Source organism: Agrobacterium sp. BT-220-3, assembly GCF_025910175.1.
Classification (GTDB): Bacteria; Pseudomonadota; Alphaproteobacteria; order Rhizobiales; family Rhizobiaceae; genus Agrobacterium; species Agrobacterium oryzihabitans.
Map to the genome: position 1 here is coordinate 931,426 of NZ_JAPAIX010000001.1, position 16,509 is coordinate 947,934.

At 60.2% G+C, this 16,509-nt stretch carries 13 protein-coding genes and 2 tRNA genes; 11 read left to right on the forward strand and 4 right to left on the reverse strand.

Annotated elements, in window-relative coordinates; translation table 11 throughout:
• Positions 1-127: 127 nt before the first annotated feature.
• The 4 genes from OK142_RS04810 (at position 128) to OK142_RS04825 (ending at position 4,083) form a co-directional block, all read left to right on the forward strand.
• Complete coding sequence (locus tag OK142_RS04810) at positions 128-910, forward strand: phosphoadenylyl-sulfate reductase (protein WP_498681357.1); 783 nt, start codon at positions 128-130, stop codon at positions 908-910.
• 28 nt (positions 911-938) lie between these two features.
• Positions 939-1,892, forward strand: coding sequence for a sulfate adenylyltransferase subunit CysD (cysD, locus tag OK142_RS04815; protein WP_216330926.1), 954 nt, complete (start codon positions 939-941; stop codon positions 1,890-1,892).
• Positions 1,892-3,373, forward strand: a complete 1,482-nt coding sequence (gene cysN, locus OK142_RS04820) for a sulfate adenylyltransferase subunit CysN (protein ID WP_498681359.1) — start codon at positions 1,892-1,894, stop codon at positions 3,371-3,373. The genes cysD and cysN overlap by 1 nt, the downstream gene beginning before the upstream one ends.
• Before the next feature lie 488 nt (positions 3,374-3,861).
• Entirely contained in the window at positions 3,862-4,083 is a 222-nt protein-coding gene (locus tag OK142_RS04825) for a hypothetical protein (protein ID WP_035241752.1), read from the forward strand.
• Positions 4,084-4,325: 242 nt separating this feature from the next.
• Here OK142_RS04825 and OK142_RS04830 read toward each other — a convergent pair.
• Positions 4,326-4,402: transfer RNA gene (locus OK142_RS04830), tRNA-Pro, on the reverse strand.
• Between the two features lie 264 nt (positions 4,403-4,666).
• Between OK142_RS04830 and OK142_RS04835 the strand changes: the two genes are divergently transcribed.
• The 3 genes from OK142_RS04835 (at position 4,667) to OK142_RS04845 (ending at position 8,093) form a co-directional block, all read left to right on the forward strand.
• A complete protein-coding gene (locus OK142_RS04835; protein ID WP_003494303.1) occupies positions 4,667-5,089 on the forward strand; it encodes a hypothetical protein in 423 nt (140 codons plus the stop codon).
• A gap of 389 nt (positions 5,090-5,478) precedes the next feature.
• Positions 5,479-7,212 carry a malate dehydrogenase (quinone) gene (gene mqo / locus OK142_RS04840; RefSeq protein WP_498681362.1) on the forward strand — a complete coding sequence of 578 codons (1,734 nt, stop codon included), beginning with the start codon at positions 5,479-5,481 and terminating at the stop codon, positions 7,210-7,212.
• 230 nt (positions 7,213-7,442) lie between these two features.
• Positions 7,443-8,093 carry a hypothetical protein gene (locus tag OK142_RS04845; protein WP_498681364.1) on the forward strand — a complete coding sequence of 217 codons (651 nt, stop codon included), beginning with the start codon at positions 7,443-7,445 and terminating at the stop codon, positions 8,091-8,093.
• 40 nt (positions 8,094-8,133) lie between these two features.
• On the opposite strand, the gene OK142_RS04850 is transcribed toward OK142_RS04845, so the two are convergent.
• A tRNA-Gln gene (locus OK142_RS04850) sits at positions 8,134-8,208 on the reverse strand.
• 202 nt (positions 8,209-8,410) lie between these two features.
• Here OK142_RS04850 and OK142_RS04855 point away from each other — a divergent pair.
• On the forward strand, positions 8,411-9,319 hold the full coding sequence (locus OK142_RS04855) for an MBL fold metallo-hydrolase (protein WP_498681365.1): 909 nt from the start codon (positions 8,411-8,413) through the stop codon (positions 9,317-9,319).
• Between the two features lie 261 nt (positions 9,320-9,580).
• Here the strand turns inward: OK142_RS04855 and OK142_RS04860 are convergent, their stop codons facing one another.
• Positions 9,581-10,501, reverse strand: coding sequence for a DUF1499 domain-containing protein (locus OK142_RS04860; RefSeq protein WP_498681368.1), 921 nt, complete (start codon positions 10,499-10,501; stop codon positions 9,581-9,583).
• A 542-nt stretch (positions 10,502-11,043) separates the two neighbouring features.
• On the opposite strand from OK142_RS04860, the gene OK142_RS04865 reads away from it, so the two are divergent.
• The 3 genes from OK142_RS04865 (at position 11,044) to OK142_RS04875 (ending at position 13,647) form a co-directional block, all read left to right on the forward strand.
• On the forward strand, positions 11,044-12,408 hold the full coding sequence (locus tag OK142_RS04865; RefSeq protein ID WP_498681370.1) for a dicarboxylate/amino acid:cation symporter: 1,365 nt from the start codon (positions 11,044-11,046) through the stop codon (positions 12,406-12,408).
• 204 nt (positions 12,409-12,612) lie between these two features.
• A complete protein-coding gene (locus OK142_RS04870) occupies positions 12,613-13,209 on the forward strand; it encodes a demethoxyubiquinone hydroxylase family protein (protein ID WP_313609500.1) in 597 nt (198 codons plus the stop codon).
• A 165-nt stretch (positions 13,210-13,374) separates the two neighbouring features.
• Positions 13,375-13,647, forward strand: a complete 273-nt coding sequence (locus OK142_RS04875; protein WP_082183877.1) for a hypothetical protein — start codon at positions 13,375-13,377, stop codon at positions 13,645-13,647.
• Here the strand turns inward: OK142_RS04875 and ppdK are convergent.
• A complete protein-coding gene (gene ppdK, locus OK142_RS04880) occupies positions 13,625-16,351 on the reverse strand; it encodes a pyruvate, phosphate dikinase (protein ID WP_498681373.1) in 2,727 nt (908 codons plus the stop codon). The genes OK142_RS04875 and ppdK overlap by 23 nt on opposite strands.
• Between the last annotated feature and the right edge of the window lie 158 nt (positions 16,352-16,509).

Below are 16,509 nucleotides of genomic sequence, written 5' to 3' on the forward strand. Positions count from 1 at the left end.
GCGGCAAAGAAGGTGAACGGGCATCTTTTGCTCATACCACGCGCGCGAGAGGCATTTTTGCTCTGAAGCGCAGCGCACAAAGACTGTCATTTCTGTTCCAGAGGCCGGATTTCAACAATAATCGGCCATGGAAATCCCGGACGTGACAATGACGATCAATTCAGCAAATGCCTCTGCCGATACCGCTTCCCTCGATGCCACGCTTGCCGGGCTCGATCTTGCCGGGCGCCTTTCCTTTGTCGCTGGCCTTGGCGGGCGCGCAGTCTTCACCACCAGCCTCGGCATCGAGGATCAGGTCATCACGGCAGCCATCGGCACTCACCGCCTGCCGATCGATGTGGTGACACTCGAAACCGGCCGCCTGTTCAAGGAAACCGTCGATCTCATCGATGAAACCGAAGAGCGTTTCGGCATCGAAATCCGCCGCTTCCGCCCGGAGCAGGACGATATCGACGCTTACGCCGAAAAATACGGGCTGAACGGTTTTTACGAAAGCGTCGAAGCCCGTCACGCCTGCTGTCATGTCAGAAAGCTCATCCCGCTCGGCAAGGCGCTGGAAGGCGCCGCCTTCTGGATCACCGGCCTCAGACGCGGCCAGTCCGGCAATCGCGCCACGACGCCTTTCGCCGAATTCGACGCCGAGCGTAATCTTATCAAGATCAATCCCCTGGCTGACTGGGATATAGACCTCATCCGGGCGCATGTCGCCCAGGAGAACATCCCCGTCAATCCGTTGCACCAGCGCGGTTACCCCTCCATCGGCTGCGAGCCGTGTACGCGCGCCATCAAGCCCGGCGAGCCTGAGCGCGCCGGACGATGGTGGTGGGAAAACGACGAGAAGCGCGAATGCGGTCTTCACGTCGCCGGTGCGGAGCAGACATCCGCCGTTTCCGCCATCCCGCAACGATAATCATTCAGACCATCTCCCGGAGTTCACAATGTCCAACGCAGTCCACGAGACGGACAGCAAGAATACTGTCGCATCCAAGCCGCCGCTCGATCCCCATCTGAAGGCGCTTGAAAACGAAGCTATTCACATCTTCCGCGAAGTCGCCGCCGAATTCGACAACCCTGTCATGCTCTATTCCATCGGCAAGGATAGTTCCGTGCTGCTGCACCTGGCGCGCAAGGCTTTCTTCCCCGGCCGCATCCCCTTCCCGCTGCTGCACGTCAATACGGGCTGGAAATTCAAGGAAATGATCGAATTCCGCGACAATATCGTCAAGGAATATGATCTCGATCTTATTTCCCATACCAATCCGCGCGGTGCGAGCGAAAACGTCACGCCTTTCTCCCATGGTTCGGCGCTTTACACCGACATCATGAAGACAGAAGCGCTGCGCCAGGCGCTGGATGCCGGCCAGTTCGACGCGGCCTTTGGCGGCGCTCGGCGCGACGAGGAAGCGAGCCGCGCCAAGGAGCGCATCTATTCCTTCCGCACGCCCGACCACAAATGGGACCCGCGCAACCAGCGTCCGGAACTGTGGAACATCTACAACGGCATGGTCCGCAAGGGCGAAAGCGTGCGTGCCTTCCCGCTGTCCAACTGGACCGAAGTCGACATCTGGCGTTACATCGAGGCGGAAAACATTCCGCTGGTACCGCTCTATTACGCTGCCGAGCGTCCTTACATCGAGCGCGACGGCATGATGATCCTTGCTGAAGACGAGCGTCTGGAACTGCTGCCCGGCGAAGAGATTAAGCATGGCTCGATCCGCTTCCGCACACTCGGCTGCTTCCCGCTGACGGGCGCGATCCGCTCCGAGGCGGCGACGCTTCAGGACGTGATCGCTGAACTCGAAATCGCCACCGTTTCCGAACGGCAGGGCCGCGCGATTGACCGCGATCAGTCCGGCTCGATGGAGAAGAAGAAGCGCGAGGGGTATTTCTGATGAGTGCTGCTGCGACCCCCAACGCCTCTTCCGCCACCATTCTGCCCTTTGCCGAGCATTCGAAGGCGGCGCGCGACACGCGCCCGCTGCGCCTCATCACCTGCGGCAGCGTGGATGACGGCAAGTCGACCCTGATCGGCCGTCTTCTCTGGGACACCAAGGCCGTCAAGGAAGACCAGGCCGCAACCCTGCACCGCGACAGCGGCAAACAGAACGATCTCGGCCTGCCCGATTTCGCGCTGCTGCTGGACGGCCTGCAGGCGGAGCGCGAACAGGGCATCACCATCGATGTCGCCTATCGTTATTTCGCCACCGATCGGCGCGCCTTCATCGTTGCCGATACGCCCGGCCATGAGCAATATACCCGCAACATGGCGACCGGCGCTTCCACGGCCGATCTCGCCGTGCTGCTGGTCGACGCGCGCACCGGCATTCTGGAGCAGACACGCCGCCACGCCACCATCGCCGCGCTGATGGGCATCAGGCAATTCGTGCTGGCCGTCAACAAGATCGACCTGACAAATTATGACAAGGCCGGTTTTGAGCTGATCGCCCACGAGTTCCGCGATTTCGCCTCCGATCTCGGAATCAAGCAGATTACCGCCATTCCGATGTCAGCGCTGAAGGGCGAAAACGTCGTGCTCTCAGGCAAGGCCTCCATGCCCTGGTATGAAGGTCCGACGCTCGTTGAAACGCTGGAGCTTGCCACCGTTCGCTCCGCACAGTCCGGCGGCTTCCGCCTGCCGGTGCAGCGCGTATCGCGACCCGGTGAGAGCTTTCGTGGCTATCAGGGCACGGTTGCCGGTGGCTCGGTCAAGCCGGGCGACAGCGTCGTCATCCTGCCTTCGGGCATGGTCGCCAATGTCAAGCAGATCGTCACTTTCGATCTGGTGCGTAACGCCGCCGTCGCGGGTGATGCGGTCACGCTCGTCCTTGATCGTCAGGTGGACGTGTCGCGCGGCGACATGATCGTCTCCATCGAGGCACAGCCGCAGACGGGCCTTGCCTTCGACGCCCAGATCGTGGCCTTGCAGCCGGGCGGCATCGAGGCAGGCAAGCGCTACTGGCTGAAAAGCGGCAGCCGCCGCCAGCGCGTCAGCGTGCAGCCGGTGAGCCAGCTGAACCTGAAAGAAGGCGAATGGCAGGCGCATGAAACGTCGCTCTCCATGAACGCCATCGGCAAGGTGCGGCTCTCCTTTGACGAGACGGCGATCTTCGATGCCTATGAGCAGAACCGGGCAACCGGCTCCTTCATCCTGATCGACCCTGATACCAACAACACGGTTGCGGGCGGCATGATCACCGGCAAGCGCAGCGTTGGCGCGACCGAGGAACAGGGCGACCGGGTCATCCTGTCCCTGCCCGCGCATCTGGCTGAGAAGCTTCTGGCAAGCGAACTGCTGGCCAAACACCGCGACGAAATCGACATCCGCCGCACGGATGGCGTAACAGCCTCGCGACTGATCAGCAATCTGGACTGAGGACGTTCCGATACGAACAGAAAAGGCGACCGCGATGCGGTCGCCTTTTTTCGTTTGCGGGCCGTTGTGTAGGCGCCGCTTAAAACACGAACATATAAAGCAGAATGATCACCACAACCGGAACGCCCATAGCCCACAGCGCAATACCCTTTAGCATGTTATCCTCCATTGTCGTTGTGAATGGATAACGGGTGAGGCGCGGTTGCGTTCCCTATGGCTGCGCTGAGAATGGCTTCTTTACAGTCGATACCGGCAAACTCATCAGATTTCCGAACGCAAGCTGAGCCGGGAAGATGGCGAGCGCGGTGGCACCGCTTCGCACTGGCGTTGCAGCCTGCGTGGTGCCCGGATAGTCCAGCCACGACCATCGACAGGGGAAACCCGTGGAGCCGCGTTCAGGCCCGGTTAATGGTCGACAGCTCACTCTCACAGCAATGGAACTGCGTACTCAAGCGCACGTTAGAGTCCGTCATTGGGAGATGAAGATCATGAAAATTCTGACTGCAGCGATCTGCCTGGTTTCGGTGGGCATCCTGAGCGGCTGTGTCGACGATCGAGGATACCGGAGCGGCGGATATTATACGACCGGCGTTTATTACCGCAGCTATGACCGCGATCGCCACTATCGTGACTATGACCGTCGCGACTGGCGCGACCGGAGGGATTGGCGCGACCGTCGGGACTGGCGTGGTGATTACCGCTATCGCTAATGGCGATAGACCGCACTTACGTTGAGGCTATTACTTTTGTCCGAAGCTGTTGTCCGCGTTTTTCTCATTCTCGCGCTGGCGGGAATGAGTAGCTGACTGCCCGTGCAGTCGTTAAAGCTCTGATTTGCGGGCGCGGGTGCGCGAATGCATTCTAAACGGTCCCGTTTCGGTACAAGACTTCGAAGGATTTTCAGTAACTATCGGGATTGGTTTCAAGCCCTCGGGAACTATTGGGCTTAAGCTGGTCGGAGTGAGAGGATTCGAACCTCCGACCCCCACGTCCCGAACGTGGTGCGCTACCAGACTGCGCTACACTCCGTGACCAGCGGCGCTTCTATAGACCAGCCTCCGGCATTCGACAAGCGGCATATTGCATTTTTTATGACAAGTTCTCCCGGCGTGGCGAAGGGCGGCCGACTGGTGTCCGCGGCGCGGGCCGGGATGGCCGAAAACGTTACAAAAAAGCAATTGTGGCAGGAAATTTTCGTCAGGCAGCACGCCTCCCCTGCCCGTCGCCGTCAAATCTGCTAGGGGAACGGAATGACCGGCGGGAAGCCGGACACGGCACAAAGGACATTTCACCATGCTATTTCGCAGCGTAACGCTCGCAGCGTTTGCCATTGCGCTCTCCGCCTGCACGACCTCCACGGGCGGCTCCGCCCCTTCCTTCACCCAGAAGAGCCCCGTTGAAACGCGGTGGGTCGGCCAGTCGGCAGGTATTTTCTTCGCAAAATTCGGCCCGCCGCTGAGCGACACGGAGACCGGCAGCTCGACCGTCTATAATTGGCGCGGCGGCTACAAGAAGGCCACCATTCCGGCCAAGTTCGAAGAAGGCAAGGACGGCAAGAAGGGTCGCCAGATCTCGCCTGCCCGCACCGCCTCGCTCTCCTGCACGGTGCAGCTTGTCGTTTCCAGCGACTATACGATCACCTCGGTGCGCACGGTCTCCGACCGCCCCGGCGTCAACGGTCCGAGCTACTGCGCGGAATTCCTCGCCGCAAACTGAGCTTTTCGGCAAGCAAATGGAACAGCAAGGCCCGCCCACACCGGCGGGCCTTTCACTTTTTGGGGACTATTGTCATTTTCCTGAAAAAAAATTTGCCTGCCATGGCCCAGCCCTTCCGCTGTAGCTCCGCAAACGGCGGCTCGCTGGCCTTTCCGCGGCATCTTGCACGCAGGACGTTTTCAACCGTTTGAAAGCCGCGCCTAATCTTCGTAATCCTAAAAAATGACAATTCGCAAGGCGGCGAAAATCGCGTTTGCGACCTTATGTCCCGGTAAACCCCCCGCAAAAACGCTTGAACTGGAGTGAATGAGTCCGGGTTGTGCCGGTTTACGCTTTGCTGTAACGGGGCGAATGGGAGGAATGTTTTTAACACAAAACAAGAATCAGGTATGGCCGTGACTCCCATCGATCAAGACAAATCCCAGCTCACTGATCTTTCCAAGGAAACCTCCCTTTCCAACGCATTTCCCATGAACCGCCGACAGGTTCTGGGCGGCGCGCTCGCCGGCATTGCCGCAGCCGCGCTGCCGGTTACACCGCTTCTCGCCAACACGGCCGCCAAGAAGGTCGATGTGCTTCTCATCGGCGGCGGCATCATGAGCGCAACGCTTGGCGTGTGGCTGCGCGAACTCGAGCCCACCTGGTCGATGCAGATGCTGGAGCGGCTGGACGGCGTGGCGCTTGAAAGCTCCAACGGCTGGAACAATGCCGGCACCGGCCACTCCGCGCTTGCCGAACTCAACTACACACCGGAAGACGACAACGGCAACATCAAGATCAGCCAAGCCGTCAACATCAACGAATCCTTCCAGATTTCCCGGCAGTTCTGGGCATGGCAGGTGCGCAACGGCGTTTTGAAGAACCCGCGTTCCTTCATCAACCACACGCCGCATATGAGCTTCGTCTGGGGCGATGAAAACGTCGCCTATCTGGAAAAGCGCTATCAGGCGCTCAAAGCCAGCCCGCTTTTCGCGGGCATGGAATATTCCACTGATCCGGAGCAGATCAAGAAGTGGGTGCCGCTGATGATGGAAGGTCGCGATCCTTCCCAGAAGATCGGCGCGACCTGGTCGCCACTCGGCACCGACATGGAATTCGGCGAAATCACCCGGCAGTTCGTATCGCATCTGCAGGGTGACCAGAACTTCGACCTGCAGGTCAACAGCGAGGTTTCCGATATCCAGCGTAATGCCGATGGCAGCTGGCGCGTGACCTACACCAACACGAAGACCGATGCCGAACAGGTGGTGGATGCGAAATTCGTCTTCATCGGCGCCGGTGGCGGCGCGCTGCACCTCTTGCAGATGTCCGGCATTCCGGAAGGCGATGATTATGCCGGTTTCCCGGTGGGCGGCTCCTTCCTCATCAATGAAAACCCTGATGTGACGATGCAGCATCTGGCCAAGGCCTATGGCAAGGCCTCGGTCGGCTCGCCGCCTATGTCGGTTCCGCATCTCGATACCCGCGTGCTGGGCGGCAAGCGCGTCATCCTGTTCGGACCTTTCGCCACCTTCTCGACCAAGTTCCTGAAGGAAGGTTCCTATTTCGATCTCGTCTCCTCCGTCACGACAAGCAATGCCTGGCCGATGGTGCGGGTGGGCATCGATGAATATCCGCTGGTGGAATATCTCGCCGGCCAGCTGATGATGTCGGATGACGACCGTTTTGCCGCGCTGAAGGAATATTTCCCCAATGCCAAGCAGGGCGAATGGCGCCTGTGGCAGGCCGGCCAGCGCGTGCAGATCATCAAGCGCGACGCGGAAAAGGGTGGCGTGCTGCGGCTCGGAACCGAAGTCGTCGCCGCCAAGGACGGCAGCATCGCCGGCCTGCTCGGCGCTTCGCCGGGCGCTTCCACGGCCGCACCGATCATGCTGAGCGTTCTGGAAAAGGTCTTCAAGAACAAGGTGGCAACGCCGGAATGGCAGGCCAAGATCCGCCAGATCGTGCCGAGCTACGGCACGAAGCTCAATGACAACCCGGAAAAGGTACAGCAGGAATGGGCCTACACCGCCGAACACCTGCAGCTGCCGACCCCGCCGCAGATCGACCTTGAGGCGCTGAAGGGTGCCGGTTCGGCGCCTGCGGGCGCGCCGGTGAAGAAGGTGCCGGATATCGCGCTCTAAGGCTTAGGTGCGATTTAGGATTGGACGCCGCGTGTCTCCGGATGCGCGGCGTTTTTGTTGGAGGGAACTTCTCTACTCGCAACGTTGTCTTCTATCGCCGTCCAAAATTCTGAACCTGTTTATAAGTGCTTGTCATCAGGCAACCGCACCCGAACCATGCCTTCAGCTTATCTGAATTGACTATCTGCAGATTTATCTGTACAGATAGAAGTATATCTGGAGAAAGCATTATGTCACTAAGAATGACAGCGACCGGCGTGCAAAAGCTAGCAGAGGGCATATGGCGGTTAGATATGCCGCCTCATCAGGTGAGGTTGCTGGGCAATCCCCCGAGCGCTATTGGCGAACGCAGCATTTTGTTGCTTCACGAGGGAAAGTACGAACCCGAAACAGGCACGTTAGAGTTCGATATCGGCGACGCCTCTGCATTGAATGTAGGGACGCAGCAGGAAACTATCGTTCTGTTGTCGACCGCCGAGATTTCTTTAGTACGCCGCGAAATCGAAAAGCCTATGGATGGATATTCGGTATCAATGCCTACAGGTGATCGCGAGTTTCTGCAGTTGGCCCACAGCGAGTTGCCCGATCCAATGCAAAGAGCTGCCACGCAATTGCTCGAAGGCGTTCGGAAACGCTATCCAGGAGAACTGAAGCGTGGTCTATCCCGCAACTTCAGCGAAACCCCGGATAACTTCTGGTACGTTATTGTGCAGCCCCGTGCCGAGGAACTGTCTATTACCGTTCGCGGCACAGTTGATCACTTTTCTCGTGTATCGAAGTTGGAGATCAAAGACGATCGAGGAAATACACGTTTCAAGGTGCGTGGTCCTGACGACGTCGAAGCTGCGCTTGAGCTAATTTTCCACGCTCGGCGTCGATAATTTCCGAGGCGAAGCCGGGTTGCCCGTGAAATGAGAATTTTGGCTGGGGCGCCAGGATTCGAACCTGGGAATGCCGGTACCAAAAACCGGTGCCTTACCGCTTGGCGACGCCCCAACAGGGCAGTGAAGCGAAACGCCGCTGCCCGAACCGCGCCTGATTAGCAAAGCCTGCCCGGCCCGGCAATGACCCGGCGACCGATTTTTTTACAAAACCCAAGCTTTTTGGGTGCCGTGGCGAAGTTCGCATGTTAGGGCTTGGGCGGCGGGGCGGTTGAGGCCGTGACTCAAGCTGGCATGGCATTTTTCAGGAGGTCTCGATGGCGGACCCGGCATTCGATCTCGATTTCCAGCCGGCCTATGGCGAGGCGGTTCCCGTCGCCCCGCTCATTCAACGCATCACCGTCAACAATCCCTCCGCCTTCACCTTCCATGGCACCAATTCCTATATTGTCGGTGACCGTTCCGTCGCCGTCATCGATCCCGGCCCGGAGGATGAGGCGCATTTTCAGGCGCTGATGGCGGCGCTTGATGGCCGCGAGGTCACCCATATCTTCGTCAGCCACACCCATCGCGATCACTCGCCGCTTGCCCGGCGGCTGAAGGAGGCGACCGGGGCGCTGACGGTGGCGGAAGGCCCGCACCGGGCCGCCCGTCCGCTGCATGTGGGGGAGACCAATCCCTTTGCCGAAAGCTCCGACACCGCTTTTGCGCCCGATATCGCGCTTGGCGACGGGCAGAGCCTTTCCGGCGACGGCTGGGCACTGACGGCCTTGCACACGCCGGGCCACACCGCCAACCATGCCGCCTTCGCATTCGAAGGCAGCGGCATCGTCTTTTCCGCCGATCACGTCATGGCCTGGGCCACCACCATCGTCGCGCCGCCGGATGGGGCGATGAGCGATTACATGGCCTCGCTGGAACGGCTGCTCACCCGCGACGACCGGCTGTTTCTGCCCGGCCATGGCGGCCCGGTCACCGATCCCGCCGCCTTCATGCGGGGCTTGCGCGCCCATCGGCGCATGCGGGAAAAAGCGGTTTTGAAGCGCATCAAAGATGGAGACCGGCGGATCGCCGATATGGTGAAGGTCATCTATGCCAGCACCGACAAGCGCCTGCATGGGGCTGCGGCCCTTTCCGTTCTGGCGCATATCGAAGACCTGATTGAAAAGGGTGAGGTGCGGACCGATGGTGCGCCATCGCTGCTGGGGGAATATTTCCCGGCATAGCGGGTATTTCTAGCACGCGACATTTCAGGGCGCGTTGTGACCTCGCCTCTCACTCTACTCCCTGATTGGATCGAGCGGATACCACTTGTTTCTTCTCCCCGGCGGGGAGAAGGTCGCGGCAGCGGGATGAGGGGGCTAAGCTCCCGAAATTCGGAGAACGTGCCCCCTCATCCGACCCTTCGGGCCACCTTCTCCCCCTCGGGGAGAAGAAACAGGCGGCACACTCTCGTTTCTCATCAAGAGCGTAGCGTCAGCGACACATCAATTGTCGTTCAACCCCTGCATTTCCGCATCCAGCGCATCGAGATAGGCTTCGGCAATCGCAGCCCCCATACCGAGATCGTGCGGGCCGTAGCGGGAAGCGACGCGCACGTCGACGATGGTGGTTTCCGCCTCTTCCTTGAGGCGGATGAGGATATCGAAGCGCAGGCCCCAGATGCGTGTGCGGGTTTCGCCCTGCATCAGCACCACGCCGCTGCCGTTAAAAAAGGTGGGCTGCGGCGCTTCCGCCGGGCGCGCCATGGGCACCGGAACGATGGAGGGCAGATCCTCCACCGGCCCCTCCTCGGCGGGCGGCGTCTTGCCCTGTTCCGGAATGACGACCGGAGGAGCCTCCACCGCGCCGATGACGCCCTTGGTGTGGGTGATGCGAATGTTCTGAGCGGCAGCCATTTTTTTGGCGGCGGCATAAATGCGGTCTATCGCGCCTTCGTAACGGCGTCCGGCGAGACTCGCATAGGCTTCGGCCTGCGCATCGCGGTCCTCTTTCGCAGCGGTTGCGGGCCTGACCAGCCATTGCTGGTTGGCAGCCGGCATCACCAGCCATTCCGGCACATCGGCAAGATCGGTGGAGATGTCGTAAATCTTCGGCTGCTGCCAGTAGAGAAAGGCGCCATAACCGACGACGCCGAGCGGAAGAGCCGACAGAAGCAGCGCCGCAAGTGCCGAAAGGCCGCCCCGCGCACCTTTCGTCCATAACCGTTCGAGGCCGATCAACGCCAGAAGCACGGCGACCAGGGCAATTCCGGCGGCAATCATCAGCAGCCCGACGAGATCAGGCGTCGTTAACGGCCCGAAGCGGTGAATGCCGGCGGCGATGAGAAAAAGCGAAAGCGCCGCCAGACCAAGATAGCGGGAAAGATAGGCTGCAACCGAAAAAGGCCGGACGAAACGCACAGTCATGGAAGCGGATATCCGTAAGATCGCATTGGCGTAAAAGCGTTGCACCCGAAATCTGGCAAGGGAATCACCTGCATATGATGTCATAGACCGGATTTGCGGTGAAAACAAAGGACGGGTCTGATCCGATGCTAAAGTGCGCAAACCTTTCCTGCGTCATGCCGGTCCCCGGAACAAGCCCGAGGATGATCCGGTATGACGCAACGGCGCGTGTGCGCATTGGAAGAAGACTCCCGCGATCGGAGACGTGATCGCAATGGACCCGGATCCACTCCGGTGTGGGGGAGCGTGCTGTCACGGCGTTGCCAAGCTAAAGGCTCCGAGCCTCCAACATCGGTTCGAGCGTGTGCGTGACCAGGGCGACGATGGCGGGAATATTTTTCCGCATTGTCTGCCCATAAGAGAATAATGCACCGGTAGTGCAACAAATACGCAAGCTCATCCCTTATTTGATGAGGAAATCGGCGTATTCTCGGTCCCTTCCTTCGAGAATGCGTGTAAAACGTGCATCATTCTCGCTTTCTTGCATAAAAAAGAGACACGCCATGTCACAGGCAACGACGCCCGTCCGCCCCTCTGGGGCCAAACCCTTTTATCGCAATTTCGGCTTTCAGGTTCTGATCGCCATGGTCATCGGCCTACTGCTCGGGCTCGTTGCGCGCAATATCGGTCCCGATGCCGCTGGCAGCCCGAACTGGCTTTCCGTGACGCTGCAGACCATCGGCAGCATTTTCGTGCAGCTCCTGCGCGCGCTGGTTCCGCCGCTGATCTTCACGGCCATCGTCGCCTCCATCGCCAATCTCAAGAACCTCTCCAATGCGGCAAAGCTGGTATGGCAGACGCTTCTGTGGTTCGCCATCACGGCGCTGATCGCCGTGGTCATCGGCATCGTGCTCGGCCTCGTCATCCAGCCTGGCGTCAACACGGCGATTGCCAATACGGCAGCGGCAGCACCCTCCTCCACCGGATCATGGCTCGACTTCCTGAAGGGTCTTGTCCCCGCCAACGTCTTTGGTCTTGAGGCTTCGACCAAGCTCAACAATGGTTCTGCCAGCACCTCGCTGAACTTCAACGTGCTGCAGCTGCTCGTGGTGTCGATTGCCTTCGGTGTCGCAGCGCTGAAAGCGGGCAAGGCGGCGGAGCCGTTCCTCGCCTTCAACCAGTCGCTGCTTGCCATCGTGCGCAAGATCCTGTGGTGGGTCATTCGTCTGACGCCGATCGGCACCATCGGCCTGCTCGGCCGCGCGGTCGATCAATATGGCTGGACGACGCTTTCGCAGCTCGGCTGGTATGCGGCGGCCGTTTATATCGGTCTGGCACTGGTGCTTTTCGTGGTCTATCCGGCGCTGCTTCTCGCCCATGGCCTGAAGCCATCGCGCTTCTTCGCAGGCGCATGGCCGGCCATCCAGCTCGCCTTCGTCTCGCGTTCCTCCATCGGCACACTTCCCGTTACCGAAACCGTGACGGAAAAGAGCCTGGGCGTTCCGCGCGAATATGCCGCCTTCTCCGTGCCGCTCGGCGCCACCACCAAGATGGACGGCTGCGCCGCCATCTATCCGGCGATTTCGGCGATCTTCATCGCGCAGTTCTTCCAGGTGCCGCTCGGCATCCAGGAATATGTGCTGATCGTCTTCGTCTCCGTACTCGGTTCCGCAGCAACCGCCGGCCTGACCGGCGCGGTGGTGATGCTGACGCTGACGCTCTCCACGCTCGGCCTGCCGCTCGAAGGTGTCGGCCTGCTGCTCGCCATCGACCCGATCCTCGACATGGGCCGCACGGCGGTCAACGTCGCCGGTCAGGCGCTGGTGCCCACCATCGTCGCCAAGCGCGAGGGTATTCTGAACGAAGCCGTCTACAACAACGCCAAGGATATCGACGCGCTCGATGACCGGGAGGTCGCGACGGCCTAACGCCGACTGCGCACTTCGCTGATGATTTCGATCATTTTAGCGGTGTCACAATCAATACAGCCGCCAGCAATGCGAGGCGGCTGTGTTCATATTTGACGTCTGTGATCGCAAAACGGTCGTACAATTTGCTTGGTGGCATTGAGAGAGGCGGCCATCGTCGACAATATCGGTACTACAGATTCCAGAAACGGATAAGCGTAGGCAATGCTTCATATGTCCGATAGTTTCAGCAAACACGACCCGGCTCTCACCGTTCGACGCATTCTCAAAGTTAATCATGCTGGCGAGTTTGGCGCTATCCGCATCTACGGAGCACAGATCTGGGTCGCCCGTCGGCTGTTTCCGGATATCGTACCGGCACTTCGCGAAATGCGTGACGACGAAATAGATCATTGCCACCAGTTTCTGGAAGCCATGCCTTCCAGAAACGCCAAACCCTGTCGCGTTATGGCTTTCTGGAGCCTCGGAGGCTTTTTACTCGGCTTTCTCACTGCGCTTGGCGGGCGTAACATGGTCTGGATTTGCACCGAGGCCGTGGAAAGCACTGTTCACCGCCATCTCAAAGATCAGCTGGCTTTTTTGCAGGCGAGAGATCCCGATCTCTATCAGCTGATCGCCTCTATTCAAGAACAGGAATTGGCTCATCTGCAGGAGGCCGAGAAAAACCAGACGACACGCGGCTTGGGCCACAGGCTGCTTCTGCCGATTATCGGCTTTCTCACCGACCTGATGATCTGGCTCTCGACGTGGGGAGATTCGAGCTGGATGCGCGCTGAAATGGCCTTCTCCAAGCGGGCGTGACAGCGCGACCGCCAGATTGTTGAAAACCCGAAGCCCGTTCGACTTCCGCAAGCCCAGATCCAATGCAACTTTCCGCCCCAACGCGGCTTTTCCCCACAAGAAAACAGGCGTATCAATCGCGGCAATAAAAGTGCCGTACGGCTGTCATGTTCAAGGGAGAAAAAAATGCGCGTTTCCATCGTCTTCGGTGCGCTTGCCGCCATGCTGGCACTCACCGCCTGCCAGACGCTGACGCCGGAAGAGCGCCGGGCGCGGGATGAGGCGACATGCCGGGGTTATGGTTTCCGCCCCGGTACGGACCAGATGGCCGGATGCCTGCTGGACCTTGATCTAGACCGCCGCGCCGACAACCGCGCCTGGCAGGCGCAGATGAACCGCGACATGTTCTATAGGCCGGTCGTGGTCGAACGTCAGATCATCGTCCGACAGAACCCCTGACGGGAATGAAGGCAACATTGCTCGCCACCTTGCCCTCATCTCTCTTCGCCGCCAGCGTTGCCTGCGCCGCGGCCAGGCGGGCGATGGGCACGCGGAAGGGCGAACAGGACACGTAGTCGAGATCGGCATCCTCGCAGAAATGGATTGAGGCCGGATCACCGCCATGTTCACCGCAAATGCCGAGCTTAAGCTCCGGCCGCGTCTGGCGGCCGCGTTCGGCGGCGATGCGGATCAATTCCCCCACGCCGTCGAAATCGAGCGAGATGAACGGGTCTCGTTCGATGATGCCCTTGCGCTGATAGGTATTGATGAAACGCGCCGCGTCATCGCGGGAAATGCCGAAGGTCGTCTGCGTCAGGTCGTTGGTGCCGAAGGAGAAAAACTCCGCGGCTTCCGCGATGACATGGGCGCGCAGGGCCGCACGCGGCAGCTCGATCATCGTGCCGGTCAGATATTCGAGCGTCATGCCGGTCTCTTCCGCCACCTCGGCCGCCACCGTGTCGATGACGGCCTTGACGTAATCGAGCTCGGACCGGAGGCCGACCAGCGGCACCATGATTTCGGGCACGACCGGCGCACCGGTGATACGTGCTGCGGCAACCGCCGCTTCAAAAATGGCGCGTGCCTGCATTTCGGCAATTTCGGGATAAGAAATGGCGAGCCGGCAGCCGCGATGGCCGAGCATGGGGTTGAATTCGTGCAGCGCATCCAGCCGCTGGCGGAACACCGTCTGCGGCATACCCATGGCGGCGGCCACCTCGACGATCTCACCATCGGTCTTCGGCAGGAATTCGTGCAGCGGCGGGTCGAGCAGGCGGATCGTTACCGGCAGGCCGTGCATGATCTGGAAAAGTTCGGTGAAATCCGAGCGCTGCATGGGCAAAAGCTCATCGAGCGCCGCCCGCCTGCCCTTTTCGCTTTCGGCGAGAATCATCTCACGCATCACATGGATGCGGTCGCCCTCGAAGAACATATGCTCGGTACGGCAGAGACCGATGCCTTCCGCGCCAAAGGCGCGGGCGGCACGCGCATCGGCCGGTGTATCGGCGTTTGTGCGCACCGTCATGCGGCGCAGCCCGTCGGCCCATTGCATCAGCTTGCCGAAATCGCCCGAGAGTTCCGGCTGTGTCATCGGCACTTCGCCCTTCAGCACCCGGCCGGAGGAACCGTCGATGGTGATGACGTCACCGCGCTTCAGCATACAGCCGACGCCGATCAGCACCTTGTTGCGCATGTCGACGCGCATGGAGCCGGCGCCGGTGACGCAGGGAATGCCCATGCCGCGCGCCACCACGGCGGCGTGGCTGGTCATGCCGCCGCGCGTCGTCAGAATGCCTTCGGCGGCGTGCATGCCGTGAATATCTTCCGGGCTGGTTTCGATGCGCACCAGAATGACGCGACGCCCTTCGGCTTCGGCGGCGACCGCCTCTTCGGAGGTGAAGACGATCTCGCCCGTCGCAGCCCCCGGTGAAGCCGGCAGGCCGGAGCCGATGACGGGCCGGGAGATGCCGGGATCGATGGTCGGGTGCAGCAGCTGGTCGAGCGAAGATGGCTCGATGCGGCAGACGGCTTCCTCCCTGGAAATCAGCCTTTCCTCGACCATATCAACGGCGATCTTCATGGCGGCGCGGGTGGTGCGTTTGCCGGAACGGGTCTGGAGCATCCAGAGCTTGCCGCGCTCGATGGTGAATTCCAGGTCCTGCATGTCGCGATAGTGGTTTTCCAGCCGCCTGCAGATCGCCAGGAATTCACTGAACGCCTCTGGCATCAGCTTTTCCATGGACGGCTTGTCGGAGCCGGAGACCAGTCGCGCGGCCTCGGTGATGGACTGCGGCGTGCGGATGCCCGCAACCACGTCTTCCCCTTGCGCATTGACAAGGAATTCACCGTATAGCTCCGCCTCTCCCGTCGAAGGATTGCGGGTGAAGGCGACGCCGGTTGCCGAGGACGAGCCGAGATTGCCGAAGACCATGGCCTGGACGTTGACCGCCGTGCCCCAGTCTCCGGGAATATTGTGCAGATGCCGGTAGGTCACGGCGCGATGGTTCGTCCAGCTGGCAAACACCGCGCCGATCGCGCCCCAGAGCTGGACGTGACAGTCCTGCGGGAAGGCTTCGCCCAACTCGTCCTCGATCAGCTTTTTGTAAAGCGAGACGACGTGCTGCCATTCAACTGCCGACATATCGGTATCGTATTCATGGCCGAGGCGGCCTTTCTCGTCTTCGAGAATTTCCTCGAACAGCTCGTGGTCGAGGCCCATGACGACATCGCCATACATCTGGATGAAGCGGCGGTAGCTGTCCCAGGCGAAACGGGCATCACCCGCATCGTGGCCGAGCGCCTCGACGGTGCGGTCGTTGAGGCCAAGATTGAGAACGGTGTCCATCATGCCCGGCATGGAGGCACGCGCGCCTGAGCGGACCGACAGAAGCAGCGGCGTCTGGCTGCCGCCGAATGTCTTGCCGGTCACGGCTTCCATGCCATGAAGCCCGGCCATGACCTGCAGCTTCAGCTCCTCGGGAAGATCGCGATCGTTCTTGTGATAAAGCGCACAGGCATCGGTTATGATGGTGAGGCCGGGGGGAACGGGAAGGCCGAGACTTGCCATTTCGGCAAGGTTTGCACCCTTGCCGCCCAATATAGCAACGTCACCTGCCCGGCCTTCGGCAGCACCGTTGCCGAAGGTATAAACCCACTTTTTCATTCCACGCTCTCCACCCAGAAGCGTTGTCATTTTTCTATCATCTACAGCATTGGCAGCATGTTGGAAACGCCGCAACGTGCAGTTTACATCGCAGTGCAGCATAATTGCGGCGAATTGCGCGCCAGAATTGCCGCAAAAGCAAAATAACAGCGTTGCTG

Coding starts and splice junctions, on each gene's coding strand:
- OK142_RS04810 (WP_498681357.1), top strand. CDS start 128: ATGGAAATCCCGGACGTGACAATGACGATCAATTCAGCAAATGCCTCT.
- cysD (WP_216330926.1), top strand. CDS start 939: ATGTCCAACGCAGTCCACGAGACGGACAGCAAGAATACTGTCGCATCC.
- cysN (WP_498681359.1), top strand. CDS start 1,892: ATGAGTGCTGCTGCGACCCCCAACGCCTCTTCCGCCACCATTCTGCCC.
- OK142_RS04825 (WP_035241752.1), top strand. CDS start 3,862: ATGAAAATTCTGACTGCAGCGATCTGCCTGGTTTCGGTGGGCATCCTG.
- OK142_RS04835 (WP_003494303.1), top strand. CDS start 4,667: ATGCTATTTCGCAGCGTAACGCTCGCAGCGTTTGCCATTGCGCTCTCC.
- mqo (WP_498681362.1), top strand. CDS start 5,479: ATGGCCGTGACTCCCATCGATCAAGACAAATCCCAGCTCACTGATCTT.
- OK142_RS04845 (WP_498681364.1), top strand. CDS start 7,443: ATGTCACTAAGAATGACAGCGACCGGCGTGCAAAAGCTAGCAGAGGGC.
- OK142_RS04855 (WP_498681365.1), top strand. CDS start 8,411: ATGGCGGACCCGGCATTCGATCTCGATTTCCAGCCGGCCTATGGCGAG.
- OK142_RS04860 (WP_498681368.1), bottom strand. CDS start 10,501: ATGACTGTGCGTTTCGTCCGGCCTTTTTCGGTTGCAGCCTATCTTTCC.
- OK142_RS04865 (WP_498681370.1), top strand. CDS start 11,044: ATGTCACAGGCAACGACGCCCGTCCGCCCCTCTGGGGCCAAACCCTTT.
- OK142_RS04870 (WP_313609500.1), top strand. CDS start 12,613: ATGCTTCATATGTCCGATAGTTTCAGCAAACACGACCCGGCTCTCACC.
- OK142_RS04875 (WP_082183877.1), top strand. CDS start 13,375: ATGCGCGTTTCCATCGTCTTCGGTGCGCTTGCCGCCATGCTGGCACTC.
- ppdK (WP_498681373.1), bottom strand. CDS start 16,351: ATGAAAAAGTGGGTTTATACCTTCGGCAACGGTGCTGCCGAAGGCCGG.